Below are 22489 nucleotides of genomic sequence, written 5' to 3'. Positions count from 1 at the left end.
TGGCGTTCCCTCCTTGTTCAGGTTTTACTGGTCTTGTTGCTCGTTATCATCCTGACCAACAGCACGACTAGCTTCTTGTTTTGCTTCAGTTTGTTTTTCAGCTTGCTCGTGAGCAACCTTGTTTAAGGCGTTCACGTTCACCACTTCGTCATCTTCATCCATATCACGTAAGTCAATGGCTTGGTGGTTAGCCCCTAAGACCTTCATATCAAGTCCTAGGGCTTGTAGTTCTTTGACCAACACGCGGAACGATTCTGGAACGCCTGGCTTTGGAATGGGATCACCCTTCACGATGGCTTCGTAGGTCTTTACCCGACCAACGACGTCATCAGACTTGTAAGTTAAAATTTCTTGCAAGGTGTGGGCAGCTCCATAAGCTTCTAGAGCCCAAACTTCCATTTCACCGAATCGCTGACCCCCGAATTGGGCTTTTCCACCCAGTGGTTGTTGCGTAACCAAGGAGTATGGTCCAATGGAACGAGCGTGAATCTTATCTTCTGACATGTGGTTCAACTTCAGATAACCCATAACCCCAACGGCCACTGGCTTATCAAATGGTTCTCCGGTCCGACCATCGTACAGAATAGTTTTTCCGTCTTTAGCCATTCCGGCTTCGCGAACGGCATCCCACACGTCATCACTGGTAGCTCCATCAAAGACAGGTGAAGAAACGTGGATTCCCAGTTTCTTGGCTGCCATTCCGAGGTGCATTTCCAGTACCTGACCAATGTTCATCCGGGAAGGCACACCCATGGGGCTCAAAAGAATGTCCACTGGAGTTCCATCTGGCATGTATGGCATGTCTTCTTCTGGAACCACGATGGAAACCGTTCCTTTATTTCCGTGCTTACCGGCCATCTTGTCACCGACTTGCAACTTCCGCTTCTGGGCGATGTAAACCCGAACCATCTTGTTCACACCTGGTTGTAGTTCGTCCCCGTTTTCCCGAGAGAAGATCTTCACGTCTTGGACTACACCGTCGGCACCATGAGGAACCCGAAGGGAGGTGTCACGAACTTCCCGTGATTTTTCCCCGAAGATAGCATGCAAGAGTCGTTCTTCTGAAGACAGTTCGGTCATTCCCTTTGGAGTAACCTTTCCGACCAGAATGTCACCGTCATGCACTTCGGCCCCAATCCGCACAATCCCGTTTTCATCGAGGTCCTTTAAGGCGTCCTCTCCGACGTTTGGAATTTCACGGGTCATTTCTTCTGGTCCGAGTTTCGTGTCCCGGGTTTCTGATTCATACTCTTCAATGTGAATCGAAGTGTAGGCATCTTCTTTGACCAGCTTTTCGCTAATGGCAATGGCATCTTCGAAGTTGTATCCTTGCCAAGTCATGAAGGCCACCGTTGGGTTTTGACCCAAGGCTAGTTCTCCACTTTCCATGGCTGGACCATCGGCGATGATTTCATCAGCATCCACGTGGTCCCCAGTCTTAACGATTGGCGTTTGGTTATAGTTCATTCCGTTGTTAGACCGCATGAACTTCGTCAGTTCGTACGTATCGAGGGTTCCGTTGTCACGGCGAATCTTGATTTCACGCGCATCAACGTATTCAACCGTTCCGGCGTACTTAGCAATCTTAGCCACCCCAGAGTCATGGGCGGTCTTGTATTCCATTCCTGTTCCTACTAATGGAGCGTGTGGATTTAACAAAGGAACCGCTTGCCGCTGCATGTTTGATCCCATCAGGGCCCGGTTCGAGTCATCATTTTCCAAGAACGGAATACATGCAGTTGCGACAGACACCACTTGTTTTGGTGAAACGTCCATGTAGTCCACGTCGACAGTATTAGCTTCCACGTATTCGGACTTATCCCGCGCCATTACTTGTTCGTCTCGGAAAGATCCATCGGGGTTCAGTGGTGAGTTGGCCTGAGCAATCACGTATTTATCTTCGTCACCGGCTGTCAGGTAATCAATCTTATCGGTTACCTTATGGGTCGTCCAATCGACCCGACGATATGGTGATTCGATAAAGCCGTACTTGTTCACCCGCGCGTAGCCAGAGAACGAGTTAATCAACCCGATGTTGGGACCTTCGGGCGTTTCAATCGGACAAATTCGACCGTAGTGGGTATAGTTAACGTCCCGCACTTCGTAACCAGCCCGGTCCCGTGTAATTCCACCTGGTCCTAAGGCTGATAAACGCCGTTTGTGGGTTAATTCTCCCAGTGGGTTAGTTTGGTCCATAAACTGGGACAGTTGTGAGGAACCAAAGAATTCCTTGACGGAAGCCACGACTGGACGAATGTTAATTAATTGTTGTGGCGTAACCGTAGCGGTGTCTTGAATTGACATCCGTTCGCGAACCACTCGTTCCATCCGGGATAATCCAATCCGGAATTGGTTTTGGAGTAATTCACCCACGGAACGAACCCGCCGGTTACTCAAGTGATCGATGTCATCGACGGCGCCAAGACCTTCTTGCAAGTTAAAGAAGTAGTTAACCTGAGCCAACATATCGGCTGGAGTAATGTGCTTGTAGTCCAAGCTAATGTTGTCGTTACCCACAACCGGAACCACCTTTTCAGGATCCGTGTTGGAGTAAACCTTAATAATTTGAACCGTCACTGGATCCGTCACCACCGCTTCTGGTGAAGGATTGAAAGTGTAGGCCTTAAAGTCCTGCCGCTCCAAGTACGGAGCCAGTTTCTTCATTAATTCCTTTTCTATGATGTCGCCCTTGTTGGCAATGATTTCCCCCGTGTCAGGATCAGCCAGCGTTTCTGCTAAAGCAGCACCCATCAACCGGTTCTTCAAGCTCAACTTTTCGTTGGTCTTGTAACGACCCACGGGGGCCATGTCGTAACGCTTTGGATCAAAGAACCGCGTCGTTAGCAGGTTCCGAGATGATTCTGCCGTCTTTGGTTCACCCGGACGCAAGCGTTCGTAAATGTCCTTTAAAGCTTCTTCAACCCGGGAATCACTGGCATCCTTGTGGACGTCTTTTTCCAAAGTCAGGTTCAAGGTGTCGCTAGTGGAACCAAAAATGTCCGTAATTTCGTCATCAGATCCAAACCCAAGGGCCCGCACTAATTCCGTAATTGGTAATTTCCGCGTCCGGTCAATTCGGATGTAAGAAATGTTTTTGGCATCCGTCGCAAATTCCATCCAAGCACCCCGGTTAGGAATGACCGTAGCGCTGTATGATTCACGACCGTTTTTATCTAATTCTTTGTGGTAGTAAGCCCCTGGGGAACGAACTAATTGAGAAACGATGACTCGTTCTGCACCATTAATAATGAAAGTTCCCTGATCTGTCATCAATGGTAAGTCACCGAAGAAGACGTCTTGGGTCTTAATTTCACCAGTTTCGTGATTAGTTAATTTTAAGGTTACATGGAGAGGGGCGGAGTAGTTAACTTCGTGAGCCCGTGCTTCTGCAACCGTGTACTTTGGTTCTAATAATTGGTAGTCAACGAAGTCTAACGATAACTTTCCTTGAAAGTCGTCGATGGGCATGATGTCTTTAAACATCTCACGGAGTCCTTCGTCTAGGAACCAGTTGTAAGAATCCGTTTGGACCTCGATCAAGTTTGGTAAATCTAAAACCTTCTTGATTCTGGCGTAACTACGCCGGGTTCTGTGTTTACCGTACTTAACAACGTTACCGGCCATCGCTTGTGGTGTGTTTACCTTCAAGTCTTCTGCCAAGTTGTTCACCCTCCTTATAAATCTCGCGAACCGAAATGTTACAGTTTGATTACAATTAGGGATTTACCCCAAATTTAAGCAAAAAAAATCCAAAAATAAGTTCACTCACTTATTTTTGGCTTCATATAAACGTGATTGCGGACAATAGATCGCAACCACACATTTCAATTCATAGTCAATACTTCTGTAGTATACAACGTTAATTAATCGTCGTCAACTAAAAAGCCCAACGATCCTAGAATCGTTAGGCTTTCCTTTTAAACTAGTTTGGGTGCCTTACTAGTAATGGTAATTTCGTTTTTCCGGGCGCCAACCGTGATTCGATCACCCTTTTCGAATTTACCGGCTAAGAGATCTTCACTCAACGGATCCTCAATCAGAGTTTGGATGGCCCGCCGTAACGGCCGAGCCCCATATTCTGGTTGGTAACCTTTCGCTACTACCGCATCAATTGCCGCTGGCGTCAAGCGCAGTTCGTAACCCTGGGCTTCCACCCGGGTAACCAACTTATGCGTCAGCAACTTCACAATTTGGTGGAGTTCTGACTTAGTCAGGGAGTGGAAGTAAACCGTTTCGTCAATCCGGTTCAGGAATTCAGGCCGGAAGAACTGTTTGACCTGTTCGTCAATGACCTTTTTCATTTCCCGATCACGATTCCGCGTCTGATCAGTTTCAAACCCGACCGTCTTTTGCTGTTGCAAGGCCGTGGCGCCCAGGTTCGAAGTCATGATGATAATCGTATTGCGAAAATCAACCTTCCGTCCCTTAGAATCAGTCAGGTAACCATCATCTAAGACTTGTAGCAACATGTTAAAAACGTCTGGATGCGCCTTTTCTACTTCGTCAAGCAAGACCACTGAGTACGGGTGATTCCGCACCTTTTCAGTCAGTTGTCCACCTTCGTCGTAACCCACGTAACCAGGCGCAGACCCAACCAAACGACTAGTCGAGTATTTCTCCATGAATTCACTCATGTCAACCCGAATCATGTCATCAGCCGAGCCAAACATCGTGGCGGCCAGTTGCTTGGCCAGTTCCGTTTTTCCGACCCCAGTTGGTCCTAGGAAGAGGAACGACCCAATCGGCCGGTTCGGATCCTTCAAACCACTCCGGGCCCGCCGCACGGCTCTGGCCACCGCCGAAACAGCCTGGTCTTGACCAATTACGTGTTTGTGTAGTTTCGTTTCAAGGTTAATCAACTGTTCGGTATCAGATTTCTGGAGCTTTGTGACCGGAACCCCCGTCCACTCAGCCACAATCCGCGCCACATCTTCTGCAGTTTCGCGTAATTTGTACTGGTGCTCGTTATTTTCACGTTGCCGTTGTTGGTCACTTTTCTTTTGCAGCTTGGCTAACTCTTGTTCCAGCTCTTGCTCGTGCGCCCGGATGGAAACGGCATCGTCAAAGCGTTGATCTTCAATGGCTTGATCTTTATCGCGCCGAGCTTCTTCTAGTTCTTGTTGTTTCTTCAAAACCGGGCTCGTGCCCTGCAGTTCGTCAATACGAACTTTAGCAGCTGCTTCATCCATCAGGTCGATAGCTTTATCCGGCAAAAAGCGGTCACTAATGTACCGGTTAGACAGGTCCACGGCAGCATCAATTGCGCCATCCGTAATTTTAACGTGGTGATGTTCCTCATACTTCGGCCGTAACCCACGCAGGATTTCTTTCGCCTCTTGTACCGATGGCTCGTTGACTTGAATCGTGGCAAAGCGGCGTTCTAACGCTGCATCCGACTCAATGTGTTTTTGATATTCATCTAAGGTAGTGGCCCCCATCATTTGGAGTTCACCCCGGGCTAACGCTGGTTTTAAGATATTCGAAGCATCAATCGCTCCTTCAGCTCCACCAGCCCCAATCAAGGTGTGCAGTTCGTCCACAAACAGGATTACGTTCCCGCTGGTTTGAATTTCGTTAATCACTTTCTTCAAGCGGTTTTCAAATTCACCCCGGTACTTGGTTCCAGCCACTAAGGATCCCATGTCCAGCATCATAATCCGCTTGTTCAACATGTCCTCCGGAACCTTCTTTTGAACAATTTTTTGAGCCAGGCCTTCCGCAATCGCGGTCTTTCCGACCCCTGGTTCTCCAATTAAAACGGGGTTATTTTTCGTTCGCCGACTCAAGACCTGAATGGCCCGTCTGATTTCCCGGTTCCGACCGATAATCGGATCCAGTTGACCATCGCGAGCTGTCTTAGTGAGATCCTTTGCCAACGAATCCAACGTAGGGGTTTGGCTTTCATCAGTTTGTTGTTCACGCGCAGCGCCCACGCCCTGATCTGGCACTCCCATCTTACGAATCGTAATCTTGCGAACTTCTTCTGGAGTGGTACCTAAGCCAGCCATGATTCGGGCAGCAACTCCCTTTTCGTCAGTCGTTAAAGCCAACAGCAGGTGTTCAGGTCCGACCTTTAGGCTGCCGTATTGTTGGGCAATCCGAGCGGCCAAGGCAATGATTTCACGCATTTTCGGTGAGTAACTTAAGTACGTAGTATCCTCTGCATCCAGATTACCGTAGCCAAGCCGTTGTTCAATTTCTTCAAATACATCTTGATCCGTGATGGACAACTGCGTTAAGGTTTCGTAGGCAATTCCGGTTTTTTCTAGCGTCAGCGCCAGCAGGAGGTGTTCGGTCCCCACTGCTTGATGCTTAAAGCTACGAGCTTGATCCTGCGCGATGTTTAATACTCGTTTGGCACTCGGAGTCAATGAATCTGCCATAAAGTAAATCTCCTTTCGGTTAGCATTCGTACCGTAATCGGCTTAACAGCGCCGTTAGCACGTTTGCTCGCACTTTTTCTTCTGTTTCAGCATCAGTAATTGCAATTGCTTCATGAGTTAAGATGGAAGAGATCATGTTAACTTCGCGGGTTGAAAGTAACCCGTTGTTATAAAGGGTGGTCAAAATATCTTCTTCGTCTTTTTGGGTAATTCGGGTTCCAATGGAAGCCACTAACTGGTCAAACACGTCCGTGTCACTCGCTAGATCAATCTGTTCAATCCGAATGTAACCACCGCCACCCCGCTTACTCTGCACAACGTAGCCGTCTCGCAGCGTAAACCGCGTTTTAATCACGTAATTAATCTGAGAGGGAACAACGTCAAAGTGGTCGGCAATATCTGAACGTCTGATTTCCACTTCTGCCGTATCCGCACTAAGTAACAATTGCTTTAAATATTCTTCGATTGTATCTGACATGCTGTGATGTGTCATATCGTTCATCTCGTCTCTGACTAATGTTGACTTTAATTATATAATATCCACAGCAAATAACAAGCAAAGGACCTTTTCAAACCATTAACTATACAAAAAAGTATTGGCTAACTTTAGCCAATACTTTTAATTTAAATAAGTTAATCGGGAAGACAGGATTCGAACCTGCGACCCCCTGGTCCCAAACCAGGTGCTCTACCAAGCTGAGCTACTTCCCGAACAAATGCACCTAGCAGGAGTCGAACCTGCAACCTTCTGATTCGTAGTCAGACACTCTATCCAATTGCGCTATAGGTGCATAAATGCCGAGGACCGGGATCGAACCGGTACGGTCATTACTGACCGCAGGATTTTAAGTCCTGTGCGTCTGCCAATTCCGCCACCCCGGCATAAACATAGAAAAAAGCGGAAGACGGGATTCGAACCCGCGACCTCCACCATGGCAAGGTGGCGTTCTACCACTGAACTACTTCCGCATAATGCCGACTAGAGGACTCGAACCTCCGACCTCATCATTACTAGTGACGCGCTCTAGCCAACTGAGCTAAGTCGGCAAAAATAATGGATGCGGACGAAGGGACTCGAACCCCCACGTCGCTAAGACACTAGAACCTAAATCTAGCGCGTCTGCCAATTCCGCCACGTCCGCATGTTATTATTTTTACATTTACAAATGAGCCGTGGCAGGTTCGAACTGCCGACCCTCTGATTAAAAGTCAGATGCTCTACCGGCTGAGCTAACGGCTCATGTAATGGAAGATACAGGGCTCGAACCTGTGACCCTCTGCTTGTAAGGCAGACGCTCTCCCAACTGAGCTAATCTTCCATAAATGAGAAGCAAAACAGTTACATCGTTTTGACAACTATTAAATCATAGCATCAGATTGAAAAACCGTCAATACTTTTCACGAACTTTTTTCAGACCAAATTTTACTGGAAACATTTCTTCCTTACTAATTAAAATTTACCAGCTGTACTTACGAAAACGGTTGCAATTGTATGTGAAAAGTAACACTTTCAATGTTATAATTTAGCTGTATCTTAATATTATTACCACTGAAAGGATGACAGTTATGACTAAGAAACACCAAAAAGTTGTTTTGGTTGGAGACGGAGCCGTGGGTTCATCATACGCCTTTGCCATGGTACAACAAGCATTAGCTGAAGAATTTGTCATTGTTGATATTAACAAGGACCGGACCGAAGGAGACGCAATGGACTTGGAAGATGCCATTCCATTTACGGCTGCCAAAAACATTTACTCCGGTGACTACCCAGATTGTAAGGATGCTGACCTGGTGGTTATCACAGCCGGTGCTCCCCAAAAACCGGGTGAAACTCGTCTCGACTTGGTTAACAAGAACTTAAAGATTTTATCTTCCATCGTTAAACCAGTGGTTAACTCCGGTTTCGACGGCATCTTCTTAGTAGCCGCTAACCCAGTTGACATCTTGACTTACGCTACCCAAAAGATTTCTGGTTTTCCAAAGGAAAAGGTTTTTGGTTCCGGTACTTCTTTAGATACCAGCCGGTTCCGGGTGGCAGTTGCCAAAAAGTTTGACATTGACCCCGCTAGTGTTGATGCTTACATTTTAGGTGAACACGGTGACTCCGAATTTGCTGACATCGACGAAGCTTCCGTTGGTAACGTTCCGTTAGTAAAATACGCTGCTGATCGTGGTGTTTCCAAAGACACCCTCTTAGAATTAGAGGATGATACTCGGAACAAAGCTTACCAAATCATCAACAAGAAGGGTGCTACTTTCTACGGAGTCGGAACTTCCCTAATGCGGATTTCTCGTGCCATTCTCCGGAACGAAAATGCTGTTCTCCCCGTTGGTGCTCCAATGGACGGTCAATACGGCTTGAACGACATTTACATTGGTTCACCAGCCGTGGTTAACGCGCACGGAATTGCCGATGTTCTTGAAGTTCAACTTAGTGAAGAAGAACAAGCTAAAATGGCTGCTTCCGCTAAGACTTTAAAAGAAATTGCCGAAAAAGGAATGAAAGAAACTGGTTTAGCTTAAACTAGTTACTAAAAGAAGCGCTTCGCAACTGCGAAACGCTTCTTTTTTATGTCATTCGTTAATGTTCATCAGAATAAACTTGCAGTCGCCGAATAGCTTCTTCTAAGTTACTCATGCTGGTGGCATAGCTAATTCGCACGTAGCCTTCGCCCCCGGCGCCAAAACTTGAACCAGGAATCATGCCGACTTTCACCGTCTTTGCCACGTCCTGACAAAAGGCCGCACTGTTCAAATGAAACCGTTCCGGAATCTTAGCAAAGAGATAAAAAGCCCCTTGCGGTTTCTCACAGGCAAAGCCCAAGCGCGTAAATTCGTTGTACACGTAGTCCCGTCGGCGTTCGTATTCCGCACGCATCGGAGCGGCATCATCCATTCCGTTGCCAAAAGCTTCTTCGGCGGCCACCTGGGCTGCCGTCATCACTGAAGTAGACATTAATTCGCGAACCTTTGCAATTTCGGTCATGACCGGGGCCGGCCCAGCGGCCACCCCAATCCGCCAACCAGTCATCGCGTGGGATTTGGACAACCCGTTAAACAAAATGGTTTGGTCCGGTAAATACTTGGCGAGCGAAACGTGTCGCCCGGTATAGGTTAATTCACTGTAAATTTCGTCACTAACCACCACCAAGTTTGTTTGGGAAATTACCTTTGCTAGTGCCTGAATTTGGTCTGCCGAATAACTGCGTCCAGTTGGGTTAGACGGAAAGTTCACAATCAACACCTTAGCGTGCGGATGTTCCTGTAACGTAGCCCGCAACCGCTCCGGCGTTAACAGAAACTCATCGGGTTGGGTATCAATTTCCACCAGCTTCCCTCCGTTGAGTTCCACCAGCGAATCATACACTGGAAAAGCAGGTGTCGGTAGTAAGACCTCGTCGCCCTTCCCCACGAAGGTCGCCAGCGTGGCATACATCGCTTCTGTAACCCCGTTCGTGATGACGACCTGCGTTGCCGGGTCATAGTCAACGTCGTAGCGTTGTTTTAGGTAGTTGGCAGCTGCTGTCCTAGTCCCAATCCGGCCCCAAGTGGCGGTATAGTGACTTTCGTCAGCTGCAATAGCTGCCATTCCCGCTTTTTTGACGTGTTCCGGGGTTGGAAAGTCCGGTTCCCCGATGGTTAACGACACGAGGTCCGGAATCTGCGCCAATTGTTCACTAAACCCATAAATATCCGATAACTGGGTTTTAATGACGTTTGGTTGCACTGCATCAATTAAATTTACCATTCTTCCATTACTCCCATTTGCTTGAATTAAACTTCCATCTCACTTCTAATTATTCTACACTATTCCTAACCCGATGAAATTAAATCTGTTTTAGGCTTCAGCCGGTGCCAAAGGAGAATCAGCCATGAAAATCAACCAATTTGCCCAACTTACGAACGTTCCACTTGCCCAGATCCAGCAAGAACTGGCCGACGTCGGCTTTGCTGTTGCCCCGGCACCACTCAAGGAGATGCTCTGGGCTTACTTACAAAAGATACACTGGCACAACAACAGTCGGATCTCCTTATTAGATCATTTCAACCAGTACCTGGTCACTCCAACCACTACCCTGGCTCAATTCTTCACCGATGACCAACCCCTGACGACTGAGATTTTCACTCTCATCGGCCTCCAGTTACTGGGTTTTCAGGTCGGTCCCGATTTTAAAGCAGAAACGCCCCAGGCCAGCTGGCAAAAGTTAGGCCTTGCACCCTTACCTGAAGTTACGGATGCCGATTCCTTAGAGCGCGCCTGGTATCAGCTGCTCACCACTCACACTCCCCAGGTTTTAACCTATCTCGATCAGTTGGCGGCCCAGGGCTACTTTACTCAAGCTCATTTTGACCACCAACACCCGCTGTACTTCAACGGCAAGGCCCAAGCAGTTTTTAACGTCCGGGAATTTCACTACGAAACCGTGTTTGTGGAAACTGATTTTGATTCCGATGGCGACGGCCAAAACGACCTGCTGAAAGTCGAAATCACCCGTCCCGACGCCTTAACGCCGGTTCCAGCGGTCTACACGGCTTCTCCATACGACCAGGGTATTAACGAAAAGTTGGGTGAACAACTCACCCACGACGTGAACGTGGACTTGCAACCTAAACCAGCTAGTCAGTTTCAACCCCAACCAACCGCTCCCTTAGCGTCAGGACAAGCCCATGATGTCAACGGTCAGGCTGACGACGCCACCTTAACTCACGAACCCCATCCGGGCTACACCCTCAACGATTTCTTGTTACCTCGAGGCTTTGCCAGCGTTTATGCGGCTGGGATTGGGACGATTGATTCGGATGGACTGCAAACTTGTGGTGATCAGTACCAAACAGCCAGCACCATCGCGGTAATTGAGTGGCTCCACGGCGACCGCCGCGCCTTCACCAACCGGACCGACGGCATCACCATCAAAGCCGACTGGTGTAACGGCTCCGTCGGAATGACCGGCCGTTCTTACCTAGGCACGTTAGCAATTGCTGCTGCAACTACCGGAGTTCCTGGTCTAAAAACCATCATTCCCGAGGCCGCCATTTCGTCCTGGTACGATTACTACCGCGAAAACGGATTGGTCGTGGCCCCCGGTGGTTTTCAAGGAGAGGATGCCGATGTGCTGGCCGGCGAAACCTTCTCGCGTAGTCTTCGAGCTGGAGATGAGTTCCGAACCAAGGCAGCTTTTACCCAGCAACTCCAGTCCCTGCAGACGGGTCAAGAGCGTCAGACCGGTAACTACAACCAGTTCTGGGACGACCGCAACTACCGCAACCACGACCAACAGGTGCAAGCCGACGTGCTATTAGTTCACGGTTTAAACGACTGGAACGTGAAGCTCAAGAACGCCGGGCACTTTTGGCAAGACATTCAAGCGCTTCCAATTAGCAAAAAATTGATCTTGCACCAGGGCCAACACATGTACCTAAACGCCTTTCCGTCCTTTGACTACTCCGACCTCGTGAACCTGTGGCTCAGCAACAAGCTGGCCGGCGTGGAAAACGGGGTGGACGTGGCGGTGCCCGCAGTAATTGTGCAAGACAACGTCACTCCCGAAACCTGGCACGCTCAACCCAACTGGCTCACAAAGGCTCCCACGGAACACGTGTTACAGTTTAATCGCCAGCACTGGACGCAATCCTACTCTGCAGACCAATTCCACACCTTTAGCACCCACCCCGAGCAGTGGGAACAAAAACTGCTTAGTTTGGATGACCAGGAGTTGGATCCGCAACGAACGGTGGCTCTGTTAAACCTTGATTACGAGCTCACCATCAACGGAACCGTCACCATCGACGTCGCCGTCAGCAGTGATCAACCAGTGGGAATGTTGAGCGCAGTCCTCTTGGACGTGGGGGAAGCCCGCCGTTTACAACCCGCCCCAACCGTTTCAGCTCCTCGTGGCCTGCCCTTAGGGTACCAATGGTATCGAGATGACATCCGCGAGTTCCAACTGGAAAAGTTTCCGAGCGACCACAAAATTATTTCCCGGGTCCATCTCAACCTGCAAAATCGGACCAGTCCGGCCGTGACGGAACCGATTGCTCCCGGAAAATTCTCTCAACTGCATTTAGATTTTCAACCGGTTTACTACCATTTACCGAAAGACCGGCGCCTCGCCGTGGTTCTCTATGCCACCGACTTTATGATGACCAACCGGAACCGACAAGCAATTAATTACCAGTTACAGCCCGCAAGCGTACGGCTGCAACTACCCGAACAGTAAAAAAAGAACGTTACTTTTTCAAAAAAGCAACGTTCTTTTTTCGTTTCTAGTACAGACCACTAATCGTTCCGTCGTCCGTAATTTCAATCTTTTCGGCCGCCGGATGTTTCGGCAAACCGGGCATCGTCAGGATGCTCCCGGCCATCGCCACGATGAAGCCCGCCCCTAGTTTTGGCACAAACTCCCGAATGTGAATCTTAAAATCGGTCGGTGCTCCCAAGCGTTTGGCATCGTCCGTTAGCGAGTACTGAGTCTTCGCCACAATCACCGGCAAGTGATCCCAGCCCTGGTCGACTAACTGACGTAGTTGCTTCTGCGCCTTGGGTTCCAATTCAACTCCTTGGCCCCCATAAATTTGGGTGACAATCCGGTTCAACTTGGTTTCCACGTCGTCCGTGGGTTCGTAAAGCGGTGTGAAGTTCGCAGGTTGATCCGCAGCAGCAATGACCCCTGCTGCTAATTCTCGTGCTCCATTTCCACCTTGACCCCAGACATCGGCTGGGTAAGCAGGAACGTCGTGTTCATTGGAATAATCCACAGCCATCTGGAGTTCGGCCTCCGTATCGTTGGTAAACCGGTTCACAGCTACCACCACGGGAATCCCATAACGTTTCATGCTGTGGAGGTGCCGGCCGAGGTTAGCGAGCCCCTTGTGCAGAGCATCTAGGTCTTCGTGATCGAGCTGATCCTTCGCCAGCCCACCGTGCATTTTGAGCGCCCGGACCGTGGCTACCACCACGATCGCATCCGGATGCTTGCCCAGTAACGGCGTCTTAACGTCCAGGAATTTTTCCCCTCCGAGGTCGGCACCGAAGCCGGCTTCCGTAACGGTATAGTCAGCTTGTTGCAGCGCTAACTGCGTGGCCTGAATCGAGTTGGTTCCCTGTGCGATGTTGGCAAAGGGTCCCCCGTGGATCAAGGCCGGGGTGTGCGCAATCGTTTGCACGAGGTTCGGTAAGATGGCGTCCTTTAATAGGGTCGCTAAGGCGCCCCCGACTCCCAGTTCGGCTACCGTGACTGGTTGGCGATCGTAAGTGTAGCCCACCACGATCCGGTTAATTCGTCGTTTCAAATCCGCTAGGTCAGTCGACAGGGTTAAAATCGCCATCATTTCGGAAGCGGCCGTGATTTCAAAGCTCCCTTCCCGTGGTACTCCACTGGTCCGACCACCCAGTCCAATCACGATGTGGCGTAAATCCCGGTCGTTAACGTCTAAGACCCGTTTTACAATGATTTGCCGCGGATCTAGGTTTAACGGATTGCCCTGATAGATGCTGTTATCAATCAAGGACACCAACGTATTCTGGGCCACGGTTAGGGCGTGAAAATCGCCCGTAAAGTGCAGGTTAATGTCGTCCATCGGGATGACTTGGGAGTAACCACCCCCGGTAGCACCACCCTTCATTCCCATCACAGGGCCTAAGGACGGTTCCCGGAGCGCTAACATAGTTTGCTGCCCCGCTTGTTGCATCGCATCCGCTAATCCAACCGCCACCGTCGACTTTCCTTCGCCAGCCGGCGTTGGATTAATCGAAGTGACTAGCACAAGCTTACCAAATTGATCACGGTCCACCGGTTCTTTTCGTTCAATCTTGGCCTTTTCCCGGCCGTACGGTAACACTTCCTCTGGTTGAAAGACAGCCGCCGCTGCCACCTTTTCAATTGGCCATGGTTCCGCTGCCTGAGCAATTTCAATATCACTTTTCATGGGGCATTCTCCTCTACGACCAGGACTCAGTCGCTCTTCCTAATTTTACTTGGTTACATTCTGACCGATATCCGGTCGAAAAGTCAACTCTGTTTGCAACGCATTCAATTTTTGATACAGCTGCTGGTGGACCTGCTGCAAATCCGCCGCGTGCGTTACAACCGTCACGATTCGACCACCGTTACTCATCAATTTTCCGTCCCGGACCACTCCGTTAGCGTAGTCAATGGTGACGTCCGTCGGTAACTGGGGCAGCTGGTACCAGGTCTGATTAGCCTGGGGATAATCCGGATTGGTCAGCACCACACCTAAATAGGTTTGTCCCGTTTGCCACTTCGGTTGAACGGGACGACCGGCTAGCAAATCCTGCACAAATTGATAAAAATCGCTCTGCAGTTGAGGTAAGATCACCTGGGTCTCTGGATCACCAAGCCGGACGTTAAACTCAATCACCTTGGGACCATCCTTAGTCAACATTGCTCCGGTATACAGAACTCCGGTAAAGAGTCGGCCTTCTGCCGCTAACGCGTCTAACGTGGGTTGAACTAGTTCAGTAATCGTTTGCTGAACAATTGTCGGCGTTACCTTAGAAACCGGACTGTAAGCGCCCATTCCTCCGGTATTGGGACCCTGATCACCCGCATTACGTCGTTTGTAATCGTGAGCGACCGGTGCGTGAATGATTTGCTGTGAGCCCACGAACGTGAAAAAGGAATATTCAAATCCGGTTAGGTATTCCTCAAGCACCAACTTAGCAGCAGGATGATGCTGGTAAAACTCCGTCAACCACTGCACGGCCTCGGTTTTCGTCTGGTGAATCGTTACTCCCTTACCAGCGGCCAAGCCATCGGTTTTGACTACCACCGGAAAGCCGAAATCAGCAACCACTGCTTGGGCTTGTTCCAGGTTGGTTACGGTCTCAGACTGCGCCGTAGGAATCTGATAATTGTGGAGAAGTTGTTTCATAAAATCCTTGGAGCCCTCTAGTTGAGCTGCCGCTTGGGTGGGCCCAAAAATCGGGAGTCCATCCGCTTGAAAGGCATCAACAATTCCGGCAACCAGCGGTTCTTCACTACCGACAAAGGTCAAGTCCACGTGGTGCTCGGAAACAGCGGCCTTTAATCCAATAAAATCAGTCAACGCAATCGGTAAACAAGTCAAGTTGGTCGTCTGTTCCATTAACTCGTTGCCGGGTGCAAGCAAGACCTGCTCCACTTGCGGACTACGTAAAAAGGTTTGCGCAATGGCGTGTTCGCGGGCGCCACCACCAACTACTAGTACGTTTGCCATCTGATCCTCCTAGTGCTTAAAGTGCCGTTTACCGGTGAAGACGAGGGCAACCCCGAGTTCGTTGGCCTTATCAATCGAATCCTGGTCCTTAATCGAACCGCCGGGTTCCACCACGGCTGTAATCCCGTGTTCAGCTGCAAAACTGACCGAGTCGTCCATCGGGAAGAAGGCATCGGAAGCCAAAACCGCTTGATCGTAGTTGGATTTAGTCTGCGCGTGTTTAATCGCAATCTTAACCGAATCAATCCGGTTCGGTTGTCCGGCCCCAATCCCCAGGGTTTGATCCGCCGTAGCGACCACGATGGCGTTAGACTTTGCGTACTTCACGACCGTTTGGGCAAAGACCATAGCCTTTAATTGTTCGGGAGTTGGTTGGTGCTTTGAAACCACCTCTAAATCAGCCACCGTTTCCACGTCTAAGTCCCGTTCCTGCATGACCGCTCCGCCTAACACAGAAGTGGTTTCAATCCGTTGGGGAATCTGGTTCGTGAACGGCAGTTTCAAAATCCGTAGGTTCTTCTTTTGGGCTAATTCCGCGTAGGCATCGTCGTCATAATCGGGAGCAATGATGATTTCCAAGAAAATCTGGTGCATCTTGTGTGCCGTCGCAAAGTCCACCTTGCGGTTCAAGGCCACAATTCCCCCAAAGATAGAGATGCTATCGCCTTCAAAAGCTTTATCCCAAGCTGCTTCAATCGTATCCGCTTTCCCAATTCCAGCGGGGTTCATGTGCTTGACGGTTACCACCGTGGGTTCCTTAAATTCGGCAATCATCCGTAGCGCTGCATCCGCATCCCGGATGTTGTTGTAGGATAATTGCTTGCCGTGCATGATGTCGGCATTTAAGACGGAATAAGCTTCCGGAACGGCATCTTTGTAAGCAGCGGCCGCTTGTTGGGAGTTTTCCCCGTACCGGAGCGGTTCAAACAGGTCGTAACTGTTAGTGATTTTTTCGGTAAAGTCCGGTTTGCTTAGGTACTGAGCAATCACGGCATCGTACGCAGCGGTGTGGCGAAAGACCTTGGCAGCCAGTTCTTTACGCAGTTCAATGGTGTTGTGGTCAGTTTGGATGGCGTCTAAGACCCGTCCGTAATCATCCGGATCCACCACCGTCAGAACCGAAGCAAAGTTTTTCGCTCCTGACCGCAACATGCTGGGTCCACCAATGTCAATTTGCTCAATTGCATCCGCTTCGCTAACGTCCGGTTGCGTAATCGTTTGTTTGAAGGGATAGAGGTTCACCGCCACCACGTCAATCGGCGTGATCTGATGATCTGCTAGTTGTTGCATGTGCGCTTCGTTATCCCGCTTGGCCAATAAACCAGCGTGGACGTTGGGATGTAAGGTTTTCACCCGGCCGTCCAACATTTCGGGAAAATTAGTCACTTTTTCAATTGGTGTAACGGGAACCCCCGCCGCGGCCAACGTCTTGTAAGTTCCTCCAGTCGATACCACTTCATAATCAGCGGCAACTAGCCTTTGGGCAAAGGTCACTACGTTTGTTTTATCAGACACACTAATTAAGGCTCGTTTCATGGTTTAATTCTCCTTGGTTGATTAACTCGATTAACGTCTTGGGATACAATTGGTGTTCCGTTTCGTGAATCCGGGTGGCCAGACTCGCCACGGTATCGTCTGCGTACACGGCCACTGGTGACTGGGCAATGATTTCACCACTATCCACACCATCGTTGACGAAGTGCACGGTGACGCCGGTAATCTTTACGCCGTACTGATAGGCATCTTCAATCCCGTGACGACCTGGAAAACTGGGTAACAGCGCCGGATGCAAGTTCACGATGTGGCGCGGATACCGGGCCACAAACTGTGGTGATAGAATCCGCATGAAGCCGGCGAGCACCACCGCGTCAACGTGATCCGCAGCAAGTTGGCGTAAAATCACGGCCTCCGCATCCGCTTTCTTCGGATAGTCGTGATAATCCACGACCGTGACCGGCAAACCAGCGTGTTCGGCCCGTTGAATCACGGGGGCTTGTGGTTGATCCACAATCACCCGCACGATTTGAGCCGCCACCGAAACCCGTTGGAACCAGTCCACGATGGCACTTAAATTCGTCCCGTTTCCAGAGGCCATGATTGCTAGCCTCGTTATTTGTTCCATGGTTGTCCTCCTGTAAACGTGACGCTCGGAGCACTCGCATTTTGCTTCTCAACTAATTCCCCGAGCACCACCGGCTGTTCTCCCGTGGCCCGCAAGGTGTCAAGTGCGGTTTCGACCTGATCGGGATGGACCACCATAATCATCCCGATTCCCAGGTTAAACGTCGTCAGCATTTCTGCCGTCGTCAGATCACCCGCTTGTTGCAACTGATGAAAAATCGGCAGAATCTCCCAACTTCCCCAGGCAATTTGCGCCTGCAACTGGTCAGCAGCAAAGCTCCGCGGGAGGTTCTCAATCATCCCACCGCCCGTAATGTGAGCCATGCTGACCACTTGGTGTTGGTCTAACAAGGGTTTTACCACCGGATAGTACAACTTGGTCGGCGTTAGTAACGTTTGTTGCAATTCGGGAGCTAACTGATGAAAGTCCTCCGGGCGCTTAATCCCTAACACCGCCCGAACTAACGAGTAGCCATTGGAATGAATCCCAGTTGAGGACAAACCAATCAGTTGGTCTCCTGCTTGAGCATCGCGAACTCCGTTTAAGAGCTGGTCGCGTTCGACAATTCCAACCCCAAAGGCCGCTAAGTCGTAATGATGCTCAGCATACAGACCAGGTAGTTCGGCGGATTCACCGCCAATTAGCGCGGCTCCAACCGTTTTGGTAGCCTGCGCCACACCCTTCACGATTTCACTCACGACCTCTGGACGCATCTTATCCACGGCTAGGTAGTCCTCTAAAAAGAGCGGGGCGGCTCCCTCAGCTACAATATCATTCATTACCATTGCCACCAGGTCTTGACCAATGGTGTCGTGCTGATTGGCGGCAATCGCTAACAAGAGCTTGGTGCCCACGCCGTCGGTTCCACTAACTAAGACCGGCTGTTCGTAGCCGCTTGGGACTGCCAATACCGCTCCAAAATTGCCAAGTCCACTCAATACGTTGGGCGTGTAAGTTGCTTCGACGTCCGCCTTCATCCGTTGGACGGCGGCATTGCCCGCTGCAATGTCCACTCCGGCGCGTTGATAAGCAGCATCTTCCATTATTGATCTCCTTTCGCTGGCTTGACTTCCGGATCAAAGGTCACCGTTCCCGCTGCAATCTGGCCAGCTAGTTCTGGTTCGTAATCGTAGATCGGTGACGGATAATGACCGTCAAAGTACGCCGTGGTTAACCCCGAACCCTTGCCAGTGTTTGGCACGTTAATCGCCTGTTTGAGCCCAGCAACCGAAAGAAAGGCCAGCGAGTCAGCCCCAATCAGTTCTCGCATTTCTGCTAAACTACGGTTGGCCGCCAACAGTTCCCTACTGGTCTGCATGTCAATCCCATAGAAGGTGGGGTATTTAAAGGCGGGAGAACCAATCCGAACGTGGACCTCCTTGGCCCCCGCCTCTCTTAGGATTTGGATGATGTACTTAGAGGTCGTCCCCCGCACAATTGAGTCGTCCACCAGTACCACTCGTTTACCCTGTAAGACCGCTTTAATCGGACTTAGCTTCATCCGCACGGCCCGTTCCCGGCGACTCTGGGTCGGTTCGATGAAAGTTCGAGCAATGTACTGGTTCTTCACCAAGCCCATTTCGTAGGGTAACCCAGAGGCCTTGGCATACCCCATCGCTGCCGACAGTGAAGAGTTCGGCACCGCAATCACGATGTCTGCTTCAGCAGGTGCTTCTTGAGCTAAGCGTTCGCCCATCCGTTGCCGGGCCTCGTGAACATTCACGCCGTAGATATCTGAGTCAGGCCGGGCAAAGTAGATGTATTCCATTGCATCAATGTTTAAAGTCGTGTCGTTGGTGTAGTGGTCAATCTTCAAGCCCTCGTCGTTGAGCGTGATCAGTTCGCCTGGCTGCACGTCGCGAATAAATTTCGCCGACACGGCGTTCAAAGCGGCCGTTTCACTAGTGGCCACGTAAGAACCGTTGGGTAGCTGGCCAATCACAAACGGTCGGTAGCCATGTGGATCCAGGGCAGCATAGATCGCATCGGGAGTCATCAAGAGAAAGGCAAAGCCACCCCGAACTTGGTTTAACGCGTCCTTGAGTTGTTCCACGAAAGTTGCTTTTGGGGAGCGGCGAATCAAATGGAGCAGAATCTCTGTATCAGAAGAAGATTGAAAAATTGCTCCCTCAGCTTCTAATTGTTTCCGCAACGTCTTCGCGTTGGTTAAATTGCCGTTGTGAGCCAGCGCCAGTTGCATGTCGCTGAAGTTTACCATCAATGGTTGAATGTTTTCCACGCCACTAGCGCCGGCCGTGGCGTAGCGGACGTGCCCTAAAGCGGCCGTCCCGTGGAGTCGTTGTAACTTCTCGGGGTCGGCAAAAACGGTGCTCAGTAATCCGAGGCCCCGTTCCTGCCACAGGTGTCCGTGGTCGTTACTGACAATCCCAGCGCCTTCTTGCCCCCGGTGTTGTAAGGCGTGTAACCCGTAAAAGGTTAGTTGCGCGGCATTTTCAACGTTCCATACGCCAAAAATCCCACACTCTTCGTTTAAAGATCGATCTGATGTTAGTGGTTCAATTGCCATGTTAAGGCCTCCTGATCGTGCTGTTGCATTGCTGCTTTGTCTAAGCGAATGGTTTGATCCGTGGCCTGCAGGCGAAATGCTGCATTATCCGTTACCCGGCCCAGGTACTGCGCCCGGTTCCGAGCTTCTTGTTCAAATTCGGCCTGGCGAGCAACCGGCACCGTTACGGCAAATACGGATGGCGTTTCGGCAAACGTCCATGCTACCGGACAGTTAACTTGAACATCCAGACTGAACGGCGTCGTAAACGTCATTTCTGCTAAGGTAACCGCTAGGCCTCCTTCAGCAACGTCGTGCGCCGCATTGATGTTTCCAGCTAAAATTTGGTCCCGAACCAATGCCTGTAAATCAGCGGCCTGGTCCGCGTCCGCCGGCCGTAACCGCCCGTGAATTGTTCCCGTTTGCAGTTTTTGCAGTTCAGAACCGTTAAAGTCTGGTCCCGGAGTGCCAATCAGATAGACTAGGTCTCCGGCCTGCTTTACAAAGCTCGTGGTGGCCTGATGCACATCTTGTAGCAAACCAACCATTCCCACCATCGGAGTTGGGTAAATCGGTTGCCCGTCCATTTCGTTGTAAAGGGAAACGTTTCCGGAAATAATCGGGGTGTTCAGCCGCTGGGCCAGGGAATTAATGCCCCGGCTCGCATGGTCCAGTTCGTAGTAAACCTCTGGATCATCGGGGTCGCCAAAGTTTAAACAATCCGTAATCCCAATCGGCGTTGCTCCGGTTACCGTGATGTTTTGGGAAGCCTCGACCACGGCGCGCGCCCCGCCGATTTCTGGATCAAGATACGTGTACCGACCGCTAATGTCCGTGGTTAATGCGAGTCCCTTGTTGGTCCCAGTGACCCGGACCAAAGCGGCGTCACCACCGGGTCTAATTACCGTATCGGTTCGCACCATGCTGTCGAAGTGGCGAAAGAGACCCGCTTTAGAAGCAATCGTACTTTGCCCCAACAACTGCATTAACGTGGCACTGGAATCCTCAATCTGAGGTTGGTACTGCGTCCGGTCCTCCGTTTCTAACCGGTGGGGTACCCGTTCTGCTTGGTGTTGTTTCGGCGGGGTCACCAGGTAGTTAACCTCAACGTCCGTCACGGTTTGCCCATGAAACTGGAGTTGGTAGCGGCCATCGTCCGTCACCGTTCCAATTTCAACGGCGGACAGCCCGGCGTCAGTAAAGAGCTTAGCAACCCGTTCTAAGGCCTCCGGTTTTACCACCAGTAGCATCCGTTCCTGGGATTCAGATAGCATCAGTTCGTACGGCGTCATGTTGGTTTCTCGTTGGGGCACCCGATCCAGGTTTAAGTGAACTCCGTTGCCGGCCTTACCAGCCATTTCTGCTGACGAAGAGACCAAACCAGCGGCCCCCATGTCTTGGATTCCGACCACGTCGCTACCAAATTGCCGAACGGCTTGAATCGTGGCGTCCATTACCAGTTTTTCTAAGAAGGGATCTCCAACCTGGACGGCCGAACGGTCCTGTTCGGTTTCACTTTCAAAGTCACTGGAAGCAAACGTGGCCCCGTGAATTCCATCCCGACCGGTGGCAGCGCCGACGTACAAAATTTTGTTTCCAGTTCCGCGCGCCTTGCCAACGTGAAGATCGGCTTGGTCGAGGGTGCCAACCGCCATAACGTTCACCAAGGGATTGCCCTTGTAAACATCATCAAAGGCAATTTCTCCGCCGACCGTCGGTATCCCAATCGCGTTGCCGTAGCCAGCGATGCCGGCAATGACCTGGTCAACCAGGTGCTTGGTGTAATTGTCGTTAACTTCGCCAAACCGAAGGCTATCTAGCACGGCAATCGGTTGGGCTCCCATCGAGAAAATATCCCGAAGAATCCCACCGACTCCCGTTGCGGCCCCTTCATACGGCTCAACTGCGGAGGGATGGTTGTGCGATTCGGCCTTAAAGACCACCGCTTGACCATCGCCAATGTCGATCACGCCCGCTCCTTCACCGGGTCCCTGAATGACCCGGTCATTTTGCGACCAAAACCGTTTTAAAACTGGTTTTGATTTCTTATAAGAACAGTGTTCCGACCACATGGCGGCAAATAAACCGGTTTCCGTGTAGTTCGGTAACCGGTCTAAATGTTGACAAATTTGTTCATATTCAGCCTGGGTTAAGCCCCACTGTTGGTAAACCCGACTCTGCTTAATTTCTGCGGGGGTCGGTTCCGCCTGCATTTCCGTTGGCACCTGTGACATGCTACTCTCCTTTTGAAATCACTTTGAC

Annotated in this window: 13 protein-coding genes and 8 tRNA genes; 2 read left to right on the top strand and 19 right to left on the bottom strand. The window is 50.5% G+C overall.

The annotated features are described in order from the left end of the window. Window positions 1–24 precede the first annotated feature (24 nt). The 11 genes from rpoB to M3M38_RS06030 form a co-directional block, all read right to left on the bottom strand. On the bottom strand, window positions 25–3624 hold the full coding sequence (gene rpoB / locus M3M38_RS06080) for a DNA-directed RNA polymerase subunit beta (protein ID WP_252814879.1): 3600 nt from the start codon (window positions 3622–3624) through the stop codon (window positions 25–27). A gap of 293 nt (window positions 3625–3917) precedes the next feature. Next, window positions 3918–6383 carry an ATP-dependent Clp protease ATP-binding subunit gene (locus tag M3M38_RS06075; RefSeq protein WP_252813928.1) on the bottom strand — a complete coding sequence of 822 codons (2466 nt, stop codon included), beginning with the start codon at window positions 6381–6383 and terminating at the stop codon, window positions 3918–3920. 19 nt (window positions 6384–6402) lie between these two features. Next, complete coding sequence (locus M3M38_RS06070; protein WP_252767443.1) at window positions 6403–6876, bottom strand: CtsR family transcriptional regulator; 474 nt, start codon at window positions 6874–6876, stop codon at window positions 6403–6405. A 144-nt stretch (window positions 6877–7020) separates the two neighbouring features. Beyond that, window positions 7021–7094, bottom strand: a tRNA-Pro gene (locus tag M3M38_RS06065). A 6-nt stretch (window positions 7095–7100) separates the two neighbouring features. Then, a tRNA-Arg gene (locus tag M3M38_RS06060) sits at window positions 7101–7174 on the bottom strand. Between the two features lie 5 nt (window positions 7175–7179). Further along, window positions 7180–7265, bottom strand: a tRNA-Leu gene (locus M3M38_RS06055). A 15-nt stretch (window positions 7266–7280) separates the two neighbouring features. Next, window positions 7281–7352, bottom strand: a tRNA-Gly gene (locus tag M3M38_RS06050). 4 nt (window positions 7353–7356) lie between these two features. Further along, window positions 7357–7430, bottom strand: a tRNA-Thr gene (locus tag M3M38_RS06045). Between the two features lie 12 nt (window positions 7431–7442). After that, a tRNA-Leu gene (locus M3M38_RS06040) sits at window positions 7443–7525 on the bottom strand. Between the two features lie 25 nt (window positions 7526–7550). Beyond that, window positions 7551–7623: transfer RNA gene (locus M3M38_RS06035), tRNA-Lys, on the bottom strand. Between the two features lie 6 nt (window positions 7624–7629). Beyond that, window positions 7630–7702 (bottom strand) — tRNA-Val (locus M3M38_RS06030). Window positions 7703–7949: 247 nt separating this feature from the next. Here M3M38_RS06030 and M3M38_RS06025 point away from each other — a divergent pair. After that, the gene (locus tag M3M38_RS06025) at window positions 7950–8906 is read left to right on the top strand and encodes an L-lactate dehydrogenase (RefSeq protein WP_252813927.1); all 957 of its coding nucleotides are present in this window, start codon (window positions 7950–7952) and stop codon (window positions 8904–8906) included. Between the two features lie 58 nt (window positions 8907–8964). On the opposite strand, the gene M3M38_RS06020 is transcribed toward M3M38_RS06025, so the two are convergent. Then, window positions 8965–10131 carry an aminotransferase class I/II-fold pyridoxal phosphate-dependent enzyme gene (locus tag M3M38_RS06020; RefSeq protein ID WP_252813926.1) on the bottom strand — a complete coding sequence of 389 codons (1167 nt, stop codon included), beginning with the start codon at window positions 10129–10131 and terminating at the stop codon, window positions 8965–8967. A 124-nt stretch (window positions 10132–10255) separates the two neighbouring features. Between M3M38_RS06020 and M3M38_RS06015 the strand changes: the two genes are divergently transcribed. Then, window positions 10256–12601, top strand: a complete 2346-nt coding sequence (locus M3M38_RS06015) for a Xaa-Pro dipeptidyl-peptidase (protein ID WP_252813925.1) — start codon at window positions 10256–10258, stop codon at window positions 12599–12601. A gap of 46 nt (window positions 12602–12647) precedes the next feature. On the opposite strand, the gene M3M38_RS06010 is transcribed toward M3M38_RS06015, so the two are convergent. The 7 genes from M3M38_RS06010 to purL are packed head-to-tail and all read right to left on the bottom strand — an operon-like array spanning window position 12648 to window position 22461. Further along, on the bottom strand, window positions 12648–14309 hold the full coding sequence (locus M3M38_RS06010; RefSeq protein ID WP_252813924.1) for a formate--tetrahydrofolate ligase: 1662 nt from the start codon (window positions 14307–14309) through the stop codon (window positions 12648–12650). A 45-nt stretch (window positions 14310–14354) separates the two neighbouring features. Beyond that, window positions 14355–15599: a phosphoribosylamine--glycine ligase gene (gene purD, locus M3M38_RS06005; RefSeq protein ID WP_252813923.1), complete on the bottom strand. Its 1245-nt coding sequence runs from the start codon at window positions 15597–15599 to the stop codon at window positions 14355–14357. 9 nt (window positions 15600–15608) lie between these two features. After that, window positions 15609–17135, bottom strand: a complete 1527-nt coding sequence (gene purH, locus M3M38_RS06000; protein ID WP_252813922.1) for a bifunctional phosphoribosylaminoimidazolecarboxamide formyltransferase/IMP cyclohydrolase — start codon at window positions 17133–17135, stop codon at window positions 15609–15611. Next, entirely contained in the window at window positions 17116–17721 is a 606-nt protein-coding gene (purN, locus tag M3M38_RS05995) for a phosphoribosylglycinamide formyltransferase (protein WP_252813921.1), read from the bottom strand. Before purN ends, purH begins: the two co-directional genes overlap by 20 nt. Continuing rightward, window positions 17709–18767: a phosphoribosylformylglycinamidine cyclo-ligase gene (purM, locus tag M3M38_RS05990; protein ID WP_252814878.1), complete on the bottom strand. Its 1059-nt coding sequence runs from the start codon at window positions 18765–18767 to the stop codon at window positions 17709–17711. The genes purN and purM overlap by 13 nt, the downstream gene beginning before the upstream one ends. Then, window positions 18764–20248 carry an amidophosphoribosyltransferase gene (gene purF, locus M3M38_RS05985; RefSeq protein WP_252813920.1) on the bottom strand — a complete coding sequence of 495 codons (1485 nt, stop codon included), beginning with the start codon at window positions 20246–20248 and terminating at the stop codon, window positions 18764–18766. Before purF ends, purM begins: the two co-directional genes overlap by 4 nt. Continuing rightward, window positions 20230–22461: a phosphoribosylformylglycinamidine synthase subunit PurL gene (purL, locus tag M3M38_RS05980; RefSeq protein ID WP_252813919.1), complete on the bottom strand. Its 2232-nt coding sequence runs from the start codon at window positions 22459–22461 to the stop codon at window positions 20230–20232. Before purL ends, purF begins: the two co-directional genes overlap by 19 nt. Between the last annotated feature and the right edge of the window lie 28 nt (window positions 22462–22489).

The organism is Fructilactobacillus cliffordii (assembly GCF_024029355.1).
In the GTDB taxonomy this organism is placed as follows: Bacteria; Bacillota; Bacilli; order Lactobacillales; family Lactobacillaceae; genus Fructilactobacillus; species Fructilactobacillus cliffordii.
The sequence above is the reverse complement of the archived record's forward strand: the minus strand, read 5'-3'. Positions and strand labels throughout refer to the sequence as shown.